The organism is Sinomonas atrocyanea, assembly GCF_030812675.1.
Taxonomy (GTDB): Bacteria; Actinomycetota; Actinomycetes; order Actinomycetales; family Micrococcaceae; genus Sinomonas; species Sinomonas atrocyanea_B.
The window spans coordinates 188,563-207,133 of the sequence record NZ_JAUSTE010000001.1 but is presented as its reverse complement, the minus strand read 5'-3'; the positions used below and the strand labels follow the sequence as shown (position 1 = coordinate 207,133).

18 protein-coding genes are annotated in these 18,571 nt (G+C 70.9%); 16 read left to right on the top strand and 2 right to left on the bottom strand.

Features of this window, described 5'->3' with window-relative positions; all coding sequences use genetic code 11:
- Positions 1-28: 28 nt before the first annotated feature.
- From J2W20_RS00960 to J2W20_RS00885, 16 genes are all read left to right on the top strand, one after another.
- A complete protein-coding gene (locus J2W20_RS00960; RefSeq protein WP_373457940.1) occupies positions 29-847 on the top strand; it encodes an L-threonylcarbamoyladenylate synthase in 819 nt (272 codons plus the stop codon).
- Positions 844-2,688: a glycosyltransferase gene (locus tag J2W20_RS00955; protein WP_307003788.1), complete on the top strand. Its 1,845-nt coding sequence runs from the start codon at positions 844-846 to the stop codon at positions 2,686-2,688. The genes J2W20_RS00960 and J2W20_RS00955 overlap by 4 nt, the downstream gene beginning before the upstream one ends.
- Positions 2,689-2,782: 94 nt before the next feature.
- Positions 2,783-4,642 (top strand): polysaccharide biosynthesis protein, encoded by a 1,860-nt coding sequence (locus J2W20_RS00950; protein WP_307003786.1) that lies wholly within the window; start codon positions 2,783-2,785, stop codon positions 4,640-4,642.
- A complete protein-coding gene (locus J2W20_RS00945) occupies positions 4,639-5,640 on the top strand; it encodes an MraY family glycosyltransferase (RefSeq protein ID WP_307003785.1) in 1,002 nt (333 codons plus the stop codon). The genes J2W20_RS00950 and J2W20_RS00945 overlap by 4 nt, the downstream gene beginning before the upstream one ends.
- Positions 5,641-5,755: 115 nt before the next feature.
- Positions 5,756-6,277 carry a hypothetical protein gene (locus J2W20_RS00940; RefSeq protein ID WP_307003783.1) on the top strand — a complete coding sequence of 174 codons (522 nt, stop codon included), beginning with the start codon at positions 5,756-5,758 and terminating at the stop codon, positions 6,275-6,277.
- Positions 6,270-6,560, top strand: a complete 291-nt coding sequence (locus tag J2W20_RS00935; protein ID WP_307003781.1) for an AtpZ/AtpI family protein — start codon at positions 6,270-6,272, stop codon at positions 6,558-6,560. The genes J2W20_RS00940 and J2W20_RS00935 overlap by 8 nt, the downstream gene beginning before the upstream one ends.
- A gap of 88 nt (positions 6,561-6,648) precedes the next feature.
- Positions 6,649-7,449 carry a F0F1 ATP synthase subunit A gene (gene atpB / locus J2W20_RS00930; protein ID WP_307003779.1) on the top strand — a complete coding sequence of 267 codons (801 nt, stop codon included), beginning with the start codon at positions 6,649-6,651 and terminating at the stop codon, positions 7,447-7,449.
- A gap of 68 nt (positions 7,450-7,517) precedes the next feature.
- Positions 7,518-7,721: an ATP synthase F0 subunit C gene (gene atpE, locus J2W20_RS00925; RefSeq protein ID WP_066498570.1), complete on the top strand. Its 204-nt coding sequence runs from the start codon at positions 7,518-7,520 to the stop codon at positions 7,719-7,721.
- Positions 7,722-7,774: 53 nt separating this feature from the next.
- A complete protein-coding gene (locus tag J2W20_RS00920; protein ID WP_066498562.1) occupies positions 7,775-8,326 on the top strand; it encodes a F0F1 ATP synthase subunit B in 552 nt (183 codons plus the stop codon).
- The gene (locus J2W20_RS00915; RefSeq protein WP_307003775.1) at positions 8,326-9,159 is read left to right on the top strand and encodes a F0F1 ATP synthase subunit delta; all 834 of its coding nucleotides are present in this window, start codon (positions 8,326-8,328) and stop codon (positions 9,157-9,159) included. Before J2W20_RS00920 ends, J2W20_RS00915 begins: the two co-directional genes overlap by 1 nt.
- Before the next feature lie 87 nt (positions 9,160-9,246).
- Positions 9,247-10,884 (top strand): F0F1 ATP synthase subunit alpha, encoded by a 1,638-nt coding sequence (gene atpA, locus J2W20_RS00910; RefSeq protein ID WP_307003773.1) that lies wholly within the window; start codon positions 9,247-9,249, stop codon positions 10,882-10,884.
- 77 nt (positions 10,885-10,961) lie between these two features.
- Complete coding sequence (locus tag J2W20_RS00905) at positions 10,962-11,852, top strand: F0F1 ATP synthase subunit gamma (RefSeq protein WP_307003771.1); 891 nt, start codon at positions 10,962-10,964, stop codon at positions 11,850-11,852.
- A 67-nt stretch (positions 11,853-11,919) separates the two neighbouring features.
- Positions 11,920-13,371, top strand: a complete 1,452-nt coding sequence (gene atpD / locus J2W20_RS00900) for a F0F1 ATP synthase subunit beta (protein ID WP_307003769.1) — start codon at positions 11,920-11,922, stop codon at positions 13,369-13,371.
- A 1-nt stretch (position 13,372) separates the two neighbouring features.
- Entirely contained in the window at positions 13,373-13,654 is a 282-nt protein-coding gene (locus J2W20_RS00895) for a F0F1 ATP synthase subunit epsilon (RefSeq protein ID WP_066498545.1), read from the top strand.
- Between the two features lie 10 nt (positions 13,655-13,664).
- Positions 13,665-14,096: a DUF2550 domain-containing protein gene (locus J2W20_RS00890; protein ID WP_307003766.1), complete on the top strand. Its 432-nt coding sequence runs from the start codon at positions 13,665-13,667 to the stop codon at positions 14,094-14,096.
- Positions 14,097-14,178: 82 nt separating this feature from the next.
- Positions 14,179-16,686: a bifunctional lysylphosphatidylglycerol flippase/synthetase MprF gene (locus J2W20_RS00885; RefSeq protein ID WP_307003764.1), complete on the top strand. Its 2,508-nt coding sequence runs from the start codon at positions 14,179-14,181 to the stop codon at positions 16,684-16,686.
- Between the two features lie 110 nt (positions 16,687-16,796).
- Here the strand turns inward: J2W20_RS00885 and J2W20_RS00880 are convergent, their stop codons facing one another.
- Together J2W20_RS00880 and J2W20_RS00875 are read right to left on the bottom strand one after the other, a co-directional pair.
- Positions 16,797-17,000, bottom strand: coding sequence for a cold-shock protein (locus tag J2W20_RS00880; RefSeq protein WP_066498529.1), 204 nt, complete (start codon positions 16,998-17,000; stop codon positions 16,797-16,799).
- 303 nt (positions 17,001-17,303) lie between these two features.
- On the bottom strand, positions 17,304-18,551 hold the full coding sequence (locus tag J2W20_RS00875; protein WP_307003762.1) for an N-acetylglucosamine-6-phosphate deacetylase: 1,248 nt from the start codon (positions 18,549-18,551) through the stop codon (positions 17,304-17,306).
- Positions 18,552-18,571 lie beyond the last annotated feature (20 nt).

Sequence of the window (18,571 nt, the reverse complement as noted above, 5' to 3'; positions counted from 1 at the left end):
CGGCAGAGCCCGTGGAAGAATGGTCGCCGTGACGACCGCGACCTACAACTGCACCGATCCCCAGCAGCGCGCCGAGGGCCTCGCCCATGCCCAGCGCGCGATCGCCCAGAAGCAGTGCATCGTGATGCCGACGGACACGGTCTACGGCATCGCCGCCGACGCCTTCTCGGCCCAGGCCGTCGCCACGCTCCTGGCCGCCAAGGGCCGCGGCCGCTCGATGCCCCCGCCCGTGCTGATCCCGAGGCTGCAGACCATGGACGGCCTCGCCACGGACGTCCCGGCTGCCGGCCGCGCCCTCGCCGAGAAGTTCTGGCCCGGGCCCCTCACGCTCATCTTCCACGCGCAGCCCTCGCTGACCTGGGACCTGGGGGAGACCAAGGGCACGGTGGCCCTGCGCATCCCCGACGACGAGCTCGCCCAGGCGCTGCTGACCATCACGGGCCCGCTCGCCGTCTCGAGCGCGAACCGCACCGGCCACGCGGCGGCCCAGACGGCCGCGGAGGCCCGGGAGCAGCTCGCCGAGAGCGTGGAGGTCTACCTCGAGGAGGGCTTCCGCCCGGCCGACGGGGACGAGGCCGGGCCCGCGGGGCTGCCTTCGACCATCATCGACTGCACGGGGGAGCACCTGCGCATCGTGCGCCAGGGCGCGCTCAGCCTCGAGGCGATCCGCGAGGTCGCCCCCGACGTGCTCGGTCTGGGCGAGGAGCCTCCGGCCGTGGACGCCCCGGCCGCGGAGCCCCCTCATGACGCCCCTGCGGGAGAGGCGCCCGCCGAGGACGCCCCGGCGGGGGAAACCCCTGCCAAGACCCCGGGGACCGGCGAGCAGGCAGACCTCCCGCCCGCATGAGCGCCACGGAATCCGCCCCTGCACCCCTCGAGGCCGAGACCGCGGAGGCGCCTCCGCGGGTCGTCGCCGTCGTCGTGAGCTTCAACCGCCGCGACCTGCTCGCACGCACCCTCGCTGGCCTCGCATCCGGGACCATGCTGCCCGCAGCGGTGGTGGTCGTGGACAACGCCTCGACGGACGGCTCGGCCGAGTTCGTCCGCACGCTTGAGACGCCCCTGTCGATCGATCTCGTGGAGCTCGGCGCCAACGTGGGCGGCGCCGGCGGCTTCACCGTCGGAATCGAGCGGGCGGTGCTCGACCACGGCGCGGACCTCGTCTGGGTCATGGACGACGACACCGAGCCGCACGCCGACACCCTCGCCGCGGCCGTCGACGCGTGGAGGCGGTACGCGCAGGCGCCCGAGCACCGCCCCACCGTGCTCGCCAGCCACGTGGTCTGGTCCGACGGGCGCGAGCATCCCATGAACTCGATGCGCGAGCGGCTCGGCGTGACCGCCGCCCAGCGCCGCCGCGCCGCCGCCGTCGGGGCCCGCCCGATCCGCAGCGCCTCCTTCGTCTCGTGCTTCCTCGCCGGCGACGCGGTGCGGGCGCTCGGCCTGCCCGTCGCGGACTACTTCCTCTGGGGGGACGACTTCGAGTACACGACGCGGCTCGCCCGCTTCCACGACGCGATCCAGGTCCCGGGCTCCGTGGTCACCCACCACACCAAGAAGTTCGGCACCACCGACGTTGACCCCGGCCCCCGGTTCTACTACGAGGTCCGCAACCGGTTCTGGCTCTACGGCCGCACGCATTCGCTCGCTCCCTGGGAGCGGCTCGCGTACACGTACGCGACCGCGCGGATCTGGGCCAGGACCTTCGCCAAGTCCTCCGACCGCCGGCTCCTCGCGGGCTGCCTCGCCCGGGGCATGCGGGACGCCCTCCGCGCGCCGCGCAGCAACGCCGAGGTCCTCGCGGGCATCTACCCGCTCCGCCCCGTGCCGGAGCTCCCGCCCGCGGCGCCGCTGCCGGCAGGGGAGCCCTTCAGCCTCCTGCTGCCGGTGTACGACGGCGACACCGCCGGCCGCTTCCGCCGTGCCCTCGCGTCGAGCACAGCCGAGCAGGAGCGGCCGCCGGCGGAGGCTGTCATCGTCCGCGACGGGCCGGTGCACGCCGACCTCCAGGCCGCGCTCGACGACGCGCAGGCCATCGCGGGGCCGGCGACCGCCGTCAGGGTGCTGGCCCTGCCGGCCAACGTCGGCATCACCGCCGCCCTCGACCTCGGCCTGGGCGCCTGCAGCCACGCGGTCGTCGCCCGGGCCGACGCGGACGACATCTCGCTGCCGCGGCGGTTCGCCGCCCAGCTTCCCGTCATCGAGGCCGGCGCAGACCTGGTGGGCAGCGCCATGGAGGAGATCGGCGACGACGAGGCGGCAGTCCTCGCCACGCGCTCGGTCCCGACCTCCCCGCCGCAGATCCGCGCGGCCGCCCGCGCCCGCAACCCGATCTCGCACCCGACGGTGGTCTTCAGGCGGGCCGCCGCCGAGGCAGTGGGCGGGTACCAGTCGGTGCCGGCCGCCGAGGACTACTGGCTGTGGGCGCGGATGATCGCGGCCGGGGCGGCGGTGCGCAACCTCGCCGAACCGCTCGTGCGCTACCGCGTCTCGGGGGGAGCCTACGAGCGGCGCGGCGGCCTGCGGGTGCTCGCGAACGACGTCGCCACCCAGGACCAGCTCCTCGCGGGGGGCTTCATCACGCGGGCCGACTGGCTGCGCAACGTGGGCATCCGGGCGGTGTACCGCTTCCTGCCAACGTCAGTGCGCGCAGGGCGGTACCGCCGCATGGTCGCGCCGCGCAGCTGAGCCTGAACGCGCCGCCCGGCACGGCAGAGTATCTTGGACACGCACGCGGGGCACACGCCGGACGCCCCCACGGAAGAGAGTCACTGAAACGCGCATGAGCTTCTCCGCACCAACGCCGGAGGCCCCGAGGCCGGTGCTGTGGCGCTGGATCCAGTTCGTCCTGGATGCCGGAGCATGGACGCTGGCCATCCTCGTCGCCGTCGTCCTCCGCTACGAGCTCACTGAGCAGACCCTCACCCCCAACGGAGTCGCGGCCTTCAGCCTGCTCGCGATCCTGTGCCAGGCGGTCGTGGGCTTCAGCATGGCCCTGTACCAGGGCCGCTACAGCTTCGGCTCGTTCGAGGAGGCCAGGCTCCTGGTCTCGGTCACGCTCATCGTGGCGACGATCCTGGTGCTCCTGAGCACGTTCCTCGGCTTCAGCCTCCAGATTCCGCGCAGCACCGGCGTCATCGCGTTCCCGTTCGCCGCACTGTTCATGGCGGCGAGCCGCTACGCGAAGCGCATGTGGGTCGAGAGCCGGCAGAAGCCCGGCGAGAACGCCCAGCAGGCCCTCGTCTACGGTGCGGGCTTCCTGGGCTCGAACCTCGTCACCCGCATGATGCAGGACCCGAAGTCGCCGTACTACCCGGCCGGCTTCGTGGACGACGATCCCGCGAAGAAGCACCTGCGGGTCTCCTCGGTCCAGGTGCTCGGCACGGGCGAGGACCTGCCGGACCTCATCCGCCGCACGCGGTCGACGGCGCTCATCCTCGCCTTCGCCGCCGCCGATGCCGCGTTCATCCGCGGGGTCTCGGACCGCGTGGCGGGGCTCGGGGTGAAGGTGCTCGTGCTCCCGCCGCTGAAGGACATGCTCGGCGGCGGCGCGCACAGCGTCACCGACTTCCGCGAGGTCGCCGTCGAGGACCTCATCGGCCGCCGGCCCGTCGACATCAAGGTCGAGGAGATCGCCGGGTACATCACGGGCAAGCGCGTCCTCGTCACCGGCGCGGGCGGCTCGATCGGCTCCGAGCTGTGCCGCCAGATCCACCCCTTCGCCCCGGCCGAGCTCATCATGGTCGACCACGACGAGACCGCCCTCCAGGCCACCCAGATCTCCCTCACCGGCCGGGGGCTGCTCGACGGCCGGGACACCGTGCTCGTGAGCATCCGCGACGCCGACGGGCTCACCCGCGTCTTCCGCGACCGGCGCCCCGAGGTGGTCTTCCACGCCGCCGCGCTCAAGCACGCGCCCCTGCTCCAGCAGTACCCCGCCGAGGCCTGGAAGACCAACGTCGTCGGCACCCTCAACGTCCTGCGGGCGGCCGAGGCCGTCGGGGTGGAGGCCTTCGTGAACGTCTCCACCGACAAGGCCGCGGCGCCCACCACCGTCCTGGGGCACTCCAAGCGGATGGCGGAGCGCCTCACGGCGTGGATGGCGGGGCGCACCGGGCGGCGCTACGTCTCGGTCCGCTTCGGCAACGTCATGGGCTCGCGCGGCTCGATGCTGCCGCTCTTCTCCGAGCAGATCCGCACCGGCGGCCCCGTCACCGTCACCCACCCCGAGGTCACCCGGTTCTTCATGACGATCCCCGAGGCCTGCCAGCTCGTCATCCAGGCCGGCGCGATCGGCAGCGGGGGAGAGGTGCTCATCCTGGACATGGGCGAGCCGGTCCGCATCCTCGACGTCGCCGAGCGCATGATCGCGATGTCCGGCAAGGACATCGACGTCGTGTTCACCGGACTGCGTCCTGCCGAGAAGCTGCACGAGGACCTCGTGGACCCGGACGTCGCCGACGTGCGCCCCCTCCACCCCAAGATCTCCCACGCGACCTCGTCCGGCATCGCCCCGGACCGGCTCGACTACGACCGCTGGCTCGCCGAGTGCGCCCGCACCGAGGAGGCGATGATCGAGGCCCAGGTGCAGGAGGAGACCGAGCTCTCGCACGAGGCCGTTCCGGGGTCGGGGGCGGCGTGATCGCGGTCGCCGCGGCGCTGGCGTTCGCTGTCAGCGCGGCGCTGCCCGTCCTCGCCCGGCCGGTGCTGACCCGCCTCGGCGTCATCGACGTCCCGGGGGAGCGCTCCTCCCACACCCGCCCCACCGTGCGCGGGCTGGGGCTGACCGTCGGCATCGGCCTCCTCGCCGGCTGGGCCGTCGCCTTCGGCGCGGGCCTCGCGGACGACGGCGCCGGGCTGGCCGCGTGCGTCGTGGCGGGCACCGTCGCGGCCGCTGCCGTGGGGTGGGCGGAGGACCTGCGGGGCCTGCGCATCGCGAGCCGGGCCGGCCTCCAGCTCGCGGTCGGCTTCGCCGGCACCCTGGCCATCATCCTCGTCACGGGCAAGGGCCTGTGGTGGCTCCCGCTCGGCATGGTCGCCGTGGCGGCCTACATCAACGTGGCCAACTTCATGGACGGCATCAACGGGATCTCGGGGCTGCACGCCGTCGCCGTGGGCATCCTCTACGCCGCGGCGGGCGCGGCCACCGGCCACGGCTGGCTCGTCGTCGCGGGCGTGCTGCTCGCGGCCGCCTTCGCCGGCTTCCTGCCGTGGAACGTCCTGCGCGGGTCGATGTTCATGGGCGACGTCGGCAGCTACCTCCTCGGCGCCGGCATCTCGCTCACCGCGGTGGCCGCGTTCCTGGCCCAGCTGCCGCTCGAGTACGTCTTCTCGCCCGTGCTCGTCTACCTCGCGGACACCTTCGCGACCCTCGTGCGGCGCACGCTGCAGGGCAAGCGCTGGTACGCCTCGCACCGGGAACACGTTTACCAGCGGCTCACGGACAACGGGCTGGGGCACCTCGAGGTCGCGCTCCTGGTCACGGCGGCCTCCGTGCTGACGGGCCTCGCCGGCTTCTACGCGGCCACCGCGCCCCCCGGCGGGGTGTTCGCGGCGCAGGTCGTGACCGCCGCCGTCCTCGTGGCCTACCTGACCTCCCCGTCCTGGCTGCGCGCCCGCCGCGCCCGCCGGACGCCCTGACGGCACGCCCCCGTCCCGCCGGCGGCGGCGCGAGCCTCTTCTATCCTGTGTAGAATAGTGGAGCACCCACCCCCGCCGGCCTCCTGGCAGCAGGCCGCCGACGAATTGGCATGAAATGGACCCCATGACGCACCGGCACGGCTTCTTCGGCCGTTCCCGCGTCGGCCGATCCGATCCAGGACGCACCCCGTGGCTCGGCCTTGCCGGCACCTGCACGGCGGCGTCCGCGGCGGCGGCGGTCCTGCTCGCGGCGGCGGCCCTGGCCTTCACCGGCCCCGCGGCCGCTGCCAGTGTGGCCTTCGCGGCCGTGATCGTGATCGCCTTCTTCGCCCTCAGCCTCCTCGCGGGACATCTCGTGGGGCGGCGGAACCCCTCGGGGGCCATCGGGGTCTTCGCCGTGGTCTACGTGCTCAAGATCGTCGGCTTCGCCGGCATCCTGCTCTGGATCGGCACCCCGGCCTGGATCGCGCGACCCTGGTTCGGCGCTGCCGGAATCGCCAGCGTCGTCGTCTGGCAGGCCGCCGAGCTCTACGGCTTCAGCAGGCTCCGCCTGCAGATCTTCAACGACGCCCCGGCCCCCGGCGACGCGGGCGGCGACGCCGCGCCGTCGTCCGGGAAGGAGGGTCCCCATGCGTGAGGACACCCCCGGGCGGCCGGTCCCCTCGGAGCCCGAGGGCGACGGCGGCTACAACTCCGGAATGGCCGTCTTCAGCTACGTGATTGGCGGGATCGTTGTCTGGAGTTTGATAGGGTGGGGGCTGGACAATCTCCTGAAAACGCGCTGGCTCGTGCTCGCTGGCGCTCTGGTGGGGATTGCCGGCGGCATCTACCTGACCATGAAGCATGGGCTCTTCACGCACCGAACGGGCCCCGCTGAGCCTCGGGACCCAGGCGATGACGCCGAGGCGGACCGTCGCTGATGGAGCACCCGAAAAATTTCACATGTGGGGGTCGAAGCCACTCGCCCCAGCATCTGCCCGACGATGGACACTGCAGAGAGGAATCGCGTTGACCCCGCTCACGCTTCCGGCCGAAGACTCCGGCGCCTTCACCCCGCCCACCCTCGAGGACATGCACCTCCCGGCCATCTTCCCCTGGGGCGCGCACGAGGGCTTCTCGAAGCAGATGCTCATGGTCCTGCTTTCCGTCGTCTTCATCGCCTGGTTCTTCATCGCGGCCTCCCGCAAGGGCCAGCTGGTCCCCGGCAAGCTCCAGTTCGCCGGTGAGTACCTCTACGGGTTCGTGCGCAACTCGATCGGCAAGGACATCATCGGCGGCAAGGACTTCATGAAGTTCGTGCCCCTGCTCTTCTCGCTGTTCTTCTTCATCCTGGTGAACAACATCTACGGCGCCATCCCGTTCTTCCAGCTGCCGACGATGTCCCACGTCGGCGGCGCGTACTTCCTCGCGGCGCTCGTCTACGTGACGTGGATCGGCGTCGGCCTGAAGAAGTTCGGCCCGCGGTTCATCAAGCTCACCGTGGTCCCGGCAGGCGTGCCGTGGTACATCCTCCCGATCGTCGTCCCGATCGAGATCATCTCGAACTTCATCGTCCGCCCGATGACGCACAGCCTCCGTCTCTTCGCGACCATGCTCGCCGGCCACCTCGTGGTCGCGCTCGCGGGGTCCGGCATCGCGTTCCTCATCGCACAGGAGAGCGTCCTGCTCAAGGGCACCTCGCTCCTCGTCCTCGTCGGCGCGACCGCGATGTACATGCTCGAGGCGCTGATCATGGTGCTGCAGGCGTACGTCTTCACACTTCTGACCGCCATCTACATCCAGGGCGCGCTCCACGCGGACGCCCACTGAGACTTCCCCTCCACAGGGGATGAACCGATCACTCAACCCGCCCTCCAGGGCAGCCTGAAAGGAACACAATGACCGGCAACCTCAACCTCGTCGGCTACGGTCTCTCCGCCATCGGCGGTGCCATCGGCGTGGGTCTCGTCTTTGCGGCCTACATCAACGGCGTGGCCCGCCAGCCGGAGGCGCAGCGCGTGCTCCAGCCGATCGCCTTCCTCGGCCTTGCGCTCACCGAGGCGCTCGCGATCCTCGGCCTCGTGTTCGCCTTCGTTCTCTGACCCAGAACACGGCACACACAGCCAGAACCGAGTAGATAGGAGGGGTGCAACACATGCATCAGTTCATTGTTAGCGCCGCCACCGAGGGCGCCCAGAGCCCGCTCATGCCGAGCTGGTGGGAGATCCTGGTCGTTGCCGTCGGCTTCGCCGTCCTGCTCTTCATCGTGGTCAAGTTCGTCGTCCCGGCGTTCGAGAAGACGTTCGCGGAGCGGGCCGAGGCCATCGAGGGGGGCATCGCCAAGGCAGAGAAGGCCCAGGCGGAGGCGTCCGCAGCCCTCGAGGAGTACAAGCAGCAGCTCACCGACGCCCGCACCGAGGCCAACCGCATCCGCGAGGAGGCCCGCGCCGAGGGCGCCCAGATCCTCGCCGAGCTCAAGGAGAAGGCTGCCGCCGAGGCCGCCCGCATCACTGAGCAGGCGCACGTCCAGATCGAGGCCGAGCGCCAGCAGGCTGTTGCGTCGCTCCGCTCCGAGGTGGGCACCCTGGCCACGACCCTGGCCGGCCGGATCGTCGGCGAGTCCCTCGACGACGATGCGCGCGCCGCCCGTGTGGTGGACCGCTTCCTCGACGAGCTGGAGTCCCAGAACGCAGGTGCGGCGAAGTAATGGCAGGAGCATCGAGCGAATCGCTGGCCGCCGCGCTGGCGGACCTGGAGACCACGCTGCCCACGGCCTCGCTGTCGCTGGCGCGGGAGCTCTTCGGCATCCTCGCCGTCCTCGACGGCTCCGCCGGGCTTCGCCGCGCCCTGACCGACCCGTCCCGTGAGGGTGCGGAGAAGTCGGCCCTCGTGCACAGCCTGCTGGACGGCAAGGCCTCGGGCGAGGCCGTCGAGATCACGGCCAAGCTCGCCGCCTCGCGGTGGGCCGGAGCGCGCGACATCAGCGATGCGCTCGAGACCGTCGCCTCGACCGTGGCGTGCGCCGTGGCCGAGCAGGGCGCGGGGACGGCGAGCGGACTCAGCGGACTGGAGAAGCTCCAGAACGACCTGTTCGCGTTCAACAACACCGTCGAGGGCAGCCACGAGCTCCAGGCTGCCCTGACCGAGCAGCAGGCCTCCCCGGAGGCGCGGCGCACCCTCGCCCTGCGGCTCGCTCCCGACGCGTCCGAGGAGGCCCGGCTGCTCATCGGCCAGGCGGTGACCGCCCCGCGCGGCGCCAAGCCGACGGCGCTCGTGGAGAAGTTCGCATCCCTCGCCGCGGGCCGCCAGAAGCGCTGGATCGCCGACGTCGCCGTCGCGCGTCCTCTCAGCCAGGCGCAGCTGCAGCGGCTCCAGGACGGGCTCAACTCCCTCTACGGGCGCGAGCTGAAGATCAACACGACCGTGGAACCGTCGCTGGTCGGCGGCCTCCGCGTGACGGTCGGCGACGAGGTGCTCGATGCCTCGACGGTGACGCGGCTCGGCGAGCTGCGCCGTCAGCTGGCCGCCCAGGCACGCTGAGGCCTCAGCACACTCCGTACAAGACAATCCGGTCATCGCAGCAGTACCGCTTTCGATGACCACGAGATCAAGAGAGCAGGACTGAAGATGGCCGAATTGACCATCAATGCCGACGACGTCCGCAGCGCGCTGAACGACTTCGCGGCTTCCTACCAGCCCGGCACGGCTGAGCGCGTCGAGGTCGGCCGCGTCACGACTGCCGGCGACGGCATCGCCCGGGTCGAGGGCCTTCCCTCGGTCATGGCGAACGAGCTCCTCCGGTTCGAGGACGGCACCCTGGGCCTGGCCCAGAACCTCGACGTCCGCGAGATCGGCGTCATCGTCCTCGGCGACTTCGGCGGCATCGAGGAGGGCCAGGAGGTGCACCGCACCGGCCAGATCCTCTCCGTGCCGGTCGGCGATGCCTTCCTCGGCCGCGTGGTGGACCCGCTCGGCGCGCCCATCGACGACCTGGGCCCGATCGCCGCGGAGGGTACCCGCGCGCTCGAGCTCCAGGCGCCCGGCGTGACCCAGCGCAAGTCGGTCCACGAGCCGATGCAGACCGGCCTCAAGGCCATCGACGCGATGATCCCGATCGGGCGCGGCCAGCGCCAGCTCATCATCGGCGACCGCCAGACCGGCAAGACCGCCATCGCGGTGGACACGATCATCAACCAGAAGGCCAACTGGGCCTCGGGCGATGCCACCAAGCAGGTCCGCTGCATCTACGTCGCGATCGGCCAGAAGGCCTCCACCATCGCGGCCGTGCGCCAGACCCTCGAGGACCACGGCGCCCTCGAGTACACGACCATCGTGGCCTCCCCGGCGTCCGACCCGGCGGGCTTCAAGTACCTCGCCCCCTACGCCGGCTCGGCCATCGGCCAGCACTGGATGTACGGCGGCAAGCACGTCCTCATCATCTTCGATGACCTCTCGAAGCAGGCCGAGGCGTACCGCGCCGTCTCCCTCCTCCTGCGCCGCCCGCCGGGCCGCGAGGCCTACCCGGGCGACGTGTTCTACCTGCACTCCCGCCTGCTCGAGCGCTGCGCGAAGCTCTCGGACGAGCTCGGCGCGGGCTCGATGACCGGCCTGCCGATCATCGAGACCAAGGCGAACGACGTCTCGGCGTACATCCCGACCAACGTCATCTCCATCACCGACGGGCAGATCTTCCTGCAGTCCGACCTCTTCAACGCCAACCAGCGCCCCGCGGTCGACGTCGGCATCTCGGTCTCCCGCGTCGGCGGCGCCGCGCAGGTGAAGTCGATGAAGTCGGTCTCCGGCACGCTCAAGCTGGACCTCGCCCAGTACCGCGACATGCAGGCGTTCGCGATGTTCGCCTCCGACCTCGACGCGGCGTCCCGCCAGCAGCTGACCCGTGGCGCCCGCCTCATGGAGCTGCTCAAGCAGGGCCAGTACTCGCCGTTCCCGGTCGAGGAGCAGGTCGTGTCCATCTGGGCCGGCACGCGCGGCTACCTGGACGACGTCCCCGTCGAGGACGTGCGCCGCTTCGAGGCGGACTTCCTCGACTACCTCAAGCGCAAGACGTCGATCCTGACGACGCTGGCCCAGACGGGCAAGCTCGAGGACGACACCGTCGAGGCTCTCAAGACCGCTGTCACGGAGTTCAAGAAGGGCTTCTTCGGCGAGGGCGACAGCCTGCTGGTCGGCGCCGGGCACGAGGAGCACGATGCTCTTGCCGAGGGCGACGTCAACCAGGAAAAGATCGTCAAGCAGAAGCGCTGATTCCCTGCAGCTGATCGGCCGGGCCGGGGCCCACGGCTCCGGCCCGGCCGGTCGGCGAGGGTGAGGAAAGGACAAGAATGGGAGCCCAGATCCGGGTCTACCGCCAGAAGATTGCCTCGACGTCGTCGATGCGCAAGATGTTCAAGGCGATGGAGCTGATTGCTACCTCCCGCATCGGCAAGGCGCGCGCCCGTGTGGCCGCATCCCTGCCGTACGCGAATGCCATTACCCGCGCCGTTTCTGCTGTCTCCTCTTCGTCCGAGATCGACCACCCGCTGACCACCGAGCCCACCCAGGTGCGGCGCGCGGCAGTGCTGGTCCTCACGGCAGACCGAGGCCAGGCCGGCGCCTACTCGGCCAGCATCATGAAGCGGGCCGAGTCCCTCGCCGAGCTCCTCCGCTCCGAGGGCAAGGAGATCGCCACCTATCTGGTGGGCCGCAAGGGCCAGGCCTACTTCGACTTCCGCAACCGCCCCTACGAGCGGGTGTGGACCGGCAACACGGACAACCCCGAGTTCGCGACGGCCAAGGAGATCAGCCGCGTGCTGCTCGACGCCTTCGCGACCGCCTACGAGGACGGCGGGGTCGACGAGATCCACGTCGTCTACACCCAGTTCAAGTCGATGGTGGTGCAGGAGCCCACGGTGATCCGGTTGCTTCCCCTCGAGGTCGTCGAGGAGGAGGCGAAGGACGCGAAGGAGATCCTGCCCCTCTACGAGTACGAGCCCGAGCCCGAGCAGGTGCTCGACGCGCTGCTGCCGCGGTACATCGAGTCGCGGATCTTCGCGGCGATGCTCCAGGCCGCGGCGAGCGAGCTCGCCTCGCGCCAGCGGGCCATGAAGAACGCCGGCGACAACGCGACCGAGCTCATCAAGAAGTACACGCGCCTGCGCAACACCGCCCGCCAGGCGGAGATCACGCAGGAGCTGACGGAGATCATCGCCGGCGCCGACGCCCTCAACGCGTGAGCCCCCGGGCGCGCTCGTACACACCACCTAGACTGAATACACGCCATCTACTGAAGAAGTGAGAGAGATGACTGCCACTGCCTCTGAAGCGGTTGCGACCGCTGGCGCGACGGGCCGCATTGCCCGCGTGATCGGGCCGGTTGTCGACGTCGAGTTCCCGGCCGACGCGATCCCGGAGATCTACAACGCGCTGACGACCACGATCACCCTCGGCGACCACACCCGCGAGATCACGTTCGAGACTGCCCAGCACCTCGGCGACAACCTCGTCCGCGCGATCTCCCTGCAGGCCACCGACGGCCTCGTGCGCGGCACCAAGGTCGTCGACACCGGCGCCCCGATCTCGGTCCCCGTCGGCGACGGCGTCAAGGGCCACATCTTCAACGTGCTCGGCAAGCCGCTCGACGTCGCCGAGTCGGAGATCCAGGCGGCCGACCACTGGCCCATCCACCGCAAGGCGCCCTCGTTCGCCCAGCTCGAGGGCTCGACCGAGATGCTCGAGACCGGCATCAAGGTCATCGACCTGCTCACCCCGTACATCAAGGGCGGCAAGATCGGCCTGTTCGGCGGCGCCGGCGTGGGCAAGACGGTGCTCATCCAGGAGATGATCACCCGTGTGGCCCGCAACTTCGGCGGCACCTCCGTGTTCGCCGGCGTGGGCGAGCGCACCCGCGAGGGCAACGACCTCTGGGTCGAGATGGACGAGGCGGGGGTCCTCAAGGACACCGCCCTCGTGTTCGGCCAGATGGACGAGCCGCCGGGCACGCGCCTGCGCGTCGCGCTCTCGGCCCTGACCATGGCGGAGTACTTCCGCGATGTCCAGAACCAGGACGTGCTGCTCTTCATCGACAACATCTTCCGCTTCACCCAGGCCGGCTCGGAGGTGTCGACCCTGCTGGGCCGCATGCCGTCCGCCGTGGGCTACCAGCCGAACCTGGCCGACGAGATGGGCCTCCTCCAGGAGCGCATCACCTCGACGCGCGGCCACTCGATCACGTCGATGCAGGCCATCTACGTCCCGGCCGACGACTACACCGACCCGGCCCCGGCGACCACGTTCGCGCACCTCGACGCCACGACCGAGCTCTCGCGTGAGATCGCCTCGCGCGGCCTCTACCCGGCCGTCGACCCGCTCACGTCGACCTCGCGCATCCTCGACCCGCAGTACATCGGGAAGGACCACTACGACACCGCGGTGCGGGTCAAGCAGATCCTCCAGAAGAACAAGGAGCTGCAGGACATCATCGCGATCCTCGGTGTCGACGAGCTGTCCGAGGAGGACAAGATCGTCGTGGCCCGCGCGCGCCGCATCCAGCAGTTCCTCTCGCAGAACACCTACACCGCGAAGCAGTTCACCGGTGTCGAGGGCTCGACCGTCTCCATCAAGGACACGATCGAGGGCTTCAAGGCCATCTGCGACGGCGAGCTGGACCACATCGCCGAGCAGGCGTTCTTCAACGTCGGCGGCCTCGACGACGTCGAGCGCAACTGGGCGAAGATCCAGGATCAGACCAAGTAGCATGGCTGAGCTCGAGGTCGAGATCGTCGCGGCGGACCACTTCGTGTGGTCCGGCCCGGCGAAGATGGTCAAGGCCCGCACGGCGGACGGCGAGATCGGGATCCTTCCCGGCCACACGCCCGTCCTGGCGATCATGCACGCGGGCGACATTGTGATCGAGCCGGTCTCCGGCTCGCGGATCACGGCGACGGTGGACGGCGGGTTCTTCTCCGTCGATTCCGACCGGGTCGTGATCGTCGCCGACAACGCCCAGATCGGCGAATCGGCCGCGGGGACTCGTTAGCCAGACCTCGATGGACGACTCCGCCATTCCGTTCATCGTCCTGGCAGTGGTCTTCGTTCTCCTCGCAGCCCTGCTCTGTGCCCTCGGGGTGCGCCGCGTCGTCCTGCGGCGCACCCTGGGCACGGTTGATGCCTCCATCTCCATGGCCTCAGGGCCATGGCGGATGGGGGTATGCCGTTATCAGGACACCGAGCTCGAATGGTTCAACCTCCTCTCCCTCAGCCCCCGCGCGCGGCACCGGTTCACCCGCAGCTCGCTGGAGCTGCTCGGACGCCGCTCGCCCACCGAGGCCGAGCGGACCAGGGTGCAGGCCGACGTCGTGATCGTCGAGCTGCAGTACCGGGGCGCGAGCGTGCGCTTCGCCATGGACTTCAACGCCTACGCCGGCCTCGCCTCGTGGCTCGAGGCCGGGCCCGTCATCGGCATCGGGACGTGGCGCTGAGCTGCGGGGCCTGCTCCCGCGAGATGATGGCACCATCGATGCCCGTCGGGCTCGAGCTGTCCGTGTCCCGATGGAGGCTGCGGTGAACGGAGTCGGCAGGGCCGCGCGCGCCGCGCGCGCCGCCGTCCGCGGCGCCCGCCGCATCCCCTTCACCCTCTCGGTCATCGCGGTCCTGTGGATCGCGGGGATTGCCACCGGCAGCATCCTCTCCGGGCCGCCCCCGGCGGTGCTCGACGTGGTGGGCGGCGACCTCGGATCCCTGCGCTCGGGCCAGTGGTGGGGCGCGGTGACCTCGATTTTCTTCGTCACCAACCCCGTGGCCTATCTGGCCGCCACCGCCGTGGTGGGCACCCTCGTCGCCGTGGCCGAGACGGCCTACGGCTCCCTCCGGGCCGCGGCCCTGTTCTTCCTCGGCGACTTCGCCTCGGTCACCGTGTTCTTCGCGGTCACCCAGCTGGCCCGGATCGGCGGCGACGGGTGGCTCGGGTCCATGGTCGGCGACCCTGTGCTCGGGCCCTACCCCGCGGCCGTCTTCACCGCCATGGCGGCCGCGCCGGCGCTCGGCGTGCTCTGGCGCCGCCGCCTCCGCACCGCCGTGGTCGGCATCGCCGCCATGCTCACCCTCTACGTGGGCCACTCCGAGACCGTGCTCGGCCTCATCGGCGCCCTCCTCGGCATCGCCGCCTCGTGGTGGTCCTCCGGATGGCGCCACGACTCGCACCTCGCCCTGCCGTCGGTGCGCGAGCGGCGCAACATCGTGGTCGTCGTCGTCACCCTTGCCGCGGTGGGGCCGGTCCTCACCGCCCTGACCCGGAGCCCCTCCGGGCCCCTCGCCCTCGTCCGGGACATGGTCCTGAACCCCATGCCGGTCTTCGCCCAGCTCGAGCAGGACTGCGGCGGGATGGTCGACACGGCCTGCCTCCAGGCTGCACAGCCGGCCTTCCTCTCGCCCGAGGGCTACGTGACCTCCCTCGTTCCGATGGCCATCCTCCTCATCTGCGCGGAGGGCCTGCGGCGCGGCCGGAAGGTCGCGCTGCGCCTCGCGATCGCCGTCCAGCTGGCCGTCGGGACGCTTGCGGTGGGCTACCTCGCCCTGTTCCTCAGGATGCCGCCGGCGTCCCGCGGGCCGCGGTTCACCGTGCTGGCCTCCGGGTTCGTGCACCTGCTCCCCATCGCCCTGACCGCAGTTGCCCTCGTGGCGATCCTGTGGATCAACCGCGGCCTCTTCCCGGTAGAGACGGAGCGGGGTATGCGCAGGCGCCTAGGCGCCGTCGGCGGGGCGGTCGCCGGCGGCCTCCTCGCCGCCTACACGGTCCTGTGGTGGCAGAGCGGGGGACTGGGGCGGCGGGAGTCGGTCTGGGGGCTCCTCGTCGAACTCGTCCGCCAGTACCTGCCCTCGCCCATCCCGAGCAGCTACGCGGCCCTGTTCCGGAACCGGAGCGGCGCGGAGCTGTGGCTCTTCACACACAGCGGCCTGATCCTGTGGCTCGTCGCGCTCGTCCTGGCTGCCGTCGTCGTGCTCCGCGGGCGGCAGTCGGTGGGGGCCAGGGACGACAGCCTCCAGCTCGCCCGCAGCCTCGTGCGGCGGGGCGGCGGATCCCTGTCGTGGATGACCCTGTGGCCGCCCAACCGCTTCTGGTTCGACGAGCACGAGACTGCGGGGCTGGCCTTCCAGCTGCACGGCAGGGTCGCGCTCTCGGTGGGCGGGCCCATCGGGGTTCCGGGCCGCGGCGCCGCGGCCGTCACGGAGTTCATCGCGCACTGCGCGCGGACGGCCCTCGTGCCGTGCTTCTACTCCCTGTCCGCCGACCTGTGGCCGGTGCTCCAGGCTCGCGGGTTCCACCGGGTCGAGGTCGCCCAGGAGACCCGGCTGAAGGTCCGGGAGCTCGAGTTCGTCGGCAAGGAGTGGCAGAACGTCCGGACCGCGGTGAACCGCGCCGCGAAGCTGGGCGTGGGCGCCGTCTGGACGAGGTACCACCTCCTCAGCCCCACCCAGCGCCAGCAGCTCAGCGCGCTCTCCGAGGAATGGTCGGCGCAGAAGGCGCTGCCGGCCATGGGCTTCACTCTGGGGGGCCTCGACGAGCTCGACGACCCGGAGGTGCTCGTGTGCCTCGCGGTCGACGCCGAGGGCAGGATCCACGGCGTGACGAGCTGGCTTCCCGTGTACGAGGCGTCGCGGATCGTCGGATGGACGCTCGACTTCATGCGCCGCGGACCGGGGGCGTTCCCCGGCGTCATGGAGTTCCTCATCGCCTCGGCCGTGACAGAGCTGAGGAGCAGCGTCGAGTGGATCTCGCTGTCCGGGTCTCCTCTGGCCGCTGACCCCGCGGGGGAGCGCGCCGAAGTCGACGAGGGGGACGAGCTCCTCTCGAGGCTGCTCAACGCCGTGGGCCAGGCGCTCGAGCCGGTCTACGGCTTCCGCTCGCTCGCGAAGTTCAAGTCGAGGTTCCAGCCCGAGTACCACGCCCTGTACATGTACTACCAGGACCCGCTGCAGCTTCCCGCCATCGGCCAGGCGCTCGCCCAGGCCTACCTTCCCGGCCTCACCATGCGCCACCGCATGCGCATCCTGCGGCAGATGGTCGCCTAATCAGGCATGTCTGATGAATATTAACAGCTGCGGTCAGTAATCGGTCAAGAAAAAGGAGGGGCTCCGTGTCCGGAACCCCTCCCGCGCGTCACGCGCCGGTGCGCAGCTGCTCAGATGGCGCTGACACCGGTGGCCTGCGGGCCTTTGGCCCCCTGGCCGATCTCGAACTCGACGCGCTGATTCTCCTCCAGCGTGCGGAAGCCATTCGCCTTGATCTCCGAATAGTGGACGAAGACGTCCGATTCGGCGTTATCCGGGGTAATGAAGCCGAACCCCTTCTCGGCGTTGAACCACTTGACGGTCCCCTGTGCCATGTCCTGCGTTCTCCTGTGTATTGCAACGAGACGCCGGCACTTGTGTGCCGGCCGGGTTACTCCGCGGGGAGCCCGGTGTAGGCCGGGAAACTCCACGCTCGCAACGGTCTTGCGAGCCTGCATTGCATGGAAAACACTGCTATCTACATCAAGACTGGCTCTAGCCAATCATGCCGCGCATTCACGGTCAACGGCATACGCCGATTCGGGCGCGACGGCGGGGAGAAATTCAGGGGAACGGACGGAAAACGCACTGCACTCGGCCTGTGGCGGGCTGTGAATGGCGAATTCGCAGGGCTGGCCTCAGCGCGGGGAGGTGAGCAGGGTTCCTGCGCGGACCACGGCGGCCAGGCCGAGGTCGGCGTCAGTGGCCACGATGTCCGCCCGCAGGCCGCGGCGCAGGCTGCCGAACTCGTCCGAGCGGCCGAGGACGGCGGCGGGCACCGCCGTCGCCGAGAGCACGGCGTGCGGGAGCGGCACCCCCGCGGCCGCGGTGCGCGCCACGACCTCGAGCAGGGTGGCCGTCCCCCCGGCGATCGATCCGTCCGCATCGAGGGTCGCGACGCCGCCGGCCACGGTCACGGGGGAGGGGCCGAGCATGTAGGACCCGTCGCTGAGCCCGGCGGCGGCCATGGAGTCGGTGACGAGGGCGACGTTGGCCGAGCCGACGAGGGCGAACACGGTGCGGACGGTCGCAGGGGCGAGGTGGACGCCGTCGGCCACGAGCTCCACGACCGCCGCGCCTGCGGCGGCGGCGCGGAGGCAGGCCGCGACCGGCCCCGGGGCGCGGTGGTGCAGCGGGGGCATGGCGTTGAAGAGGTGCGTGACGGTGGGCACGCCCTCGGCCCCGTCGAACCCCGCGGCGGTGAGCCCGTCCCGCGCCTGCTCGAGCGAGGCCTCGGCCGTGGCGTCGTCGCAGGCCGTGTGCCCGAGCGAGGGGGTGACGCCGTGCGCCGTGAGCAGGTCGACGACGTCGGACGCCCCCGGCAGCTCCGGCGCGTAGGTCATGGTGGCGAGCGAGCCCTCGGACGCCTCGATGAGCTCCATCGTGAAGTCGACGTCCGGCTCGAGCAGGAAGTCCGGGTTCTGGGCACCGCAGCGTGCGTGCGAGAGGAACGGCCCCTCCGCGTGGATGCCCGCCACGAGGCCCTCGTCGTCGAGCTGAGAGAAGAGCCCCACGCCGCGGAGCAGGTCCTCGCGGGAGGCTGTCACAAGGCTCGCGAGGAGCGTGGTCGTGCCGTGGCGGTGGAGGAACTCGACGGCGCGCCGGGCCTGCTCCTCGTCCGCGCTCGGGAAGTCGACGCCGCCGGCGCCGTGGCAGTGCAGGTCGACGAGCCCGGGGAGCAGCAGCGCGCCGTCCGGGAGGGGCACGGGCTCCCCGCCGAACTCGGCCGCATCGAAGTCTGCGGCCGGGCCGGCGTACTCGATGCGGTCGTCCTCGACGGCGACCAGGCCGTCCTCGAGGACTGCGCCGTCGCTCACGATCCGCCCCCGGAGGGTGAGCCGGGTCGGGGCGGTGGGATCCGGGGCAGCGGACTCGGCGGTCGTCATGCCACTACCTTAGGCGAGTG

Coding starts and splice junctions, on each gene's coding strand:
- J2W20_RS00895 (WP_066498545.1), top strand. CDS start 13,373: ATGGCTGAGCTCGAGGTCGAGATCGTCGCGGCGGACCACTTCGTGTGG.
- J2W20_RS00950 (WP_307003786.1), top strand. CDS start 2,783: ATGAGCTTCTCCGCACCAACGCCGGAGGCCCCGAGGCCGGTGCTGTGG.
- J2W20_RS00940 (WP_307003783.1), top strand. CDS start 5,756: ATGGACCCCATGACGCACCGGCACGGCTTCTTCGGCCGTTCCCGCGTC.
- J2W20_RS00915 (WP_307003775.1), top strand. CDS start 8,326: ATGGCAGGAGCATCGAGCGAATCGCTGGCCGCCGCGCTGGCGGACCTG.
- J2W20_RS00955 (WP_307003788.1), top strand. CDS start 844: ATGAGCGCCACGGAATCCGCCCCTGCACCCCTCGAGGCCGAGACCGCG.
- J2W20_RS00890 (WP_307003766.1), top strand. CDS start 13,665: ATGGACGACTCCGCCATTCCGTTCATCGTCCTGGCAGTGGTCTTCGTT.
- atpE (WP_066498570.1), top strand. CDS start 7,518: ATGACCGGCAACCTCAACCTCGTCGGCTACGGTCTCTCCGCCATCGGC.
- J2W20_RS00920 (WP_066498562.1), top strand. CDS start 7,775: ATGCATCAGTTCATTGTTAGCGCCGCCACCGAGGGCGCCCAGAGCCCG.
- J2W20_RS00880 (WP_066498529.1), bottom strand. CDS start 17,000: ATGGCACAGGGGACCGTCAAGTGGTTCAACGCCGAGAAGGGGTTCGGC.
- atpD (WP_307003769.1), top strand. CDS start 11,920: ATGACTGCCACTGCCTCTGAAGCGGTTGCGACCGCTGGCGCGACGGGC.
- J2W20_RS00905 (WP_307003771.1), top strand. CDS start 10,962: ATGGGAGCCCAGATCCGGGTCTACCGCCAGAAGATTGCCTCGACGTCG.
- J2W20_RS00875 (WP_307003762.1), bottom strand. CDS start 18,551: ATGACGACCGCCGAGTCCGCTGCCCCGGATCCCACCGCCCCGACCCGG.
- atpA (WP_307003773.1), top strand. CDS start 9,247: ATGGCCGAATTGACCATCAATGCCGACGACGTCCGCAGCGCGCTGAAC.
- J2W20_RS00935 (WP_307003781.1), top strand. CDS start 6,270: ATGCGTGAGGACACCCCCGGGCGGCCGGTCCCCTCGGAGCCCGAGGGC.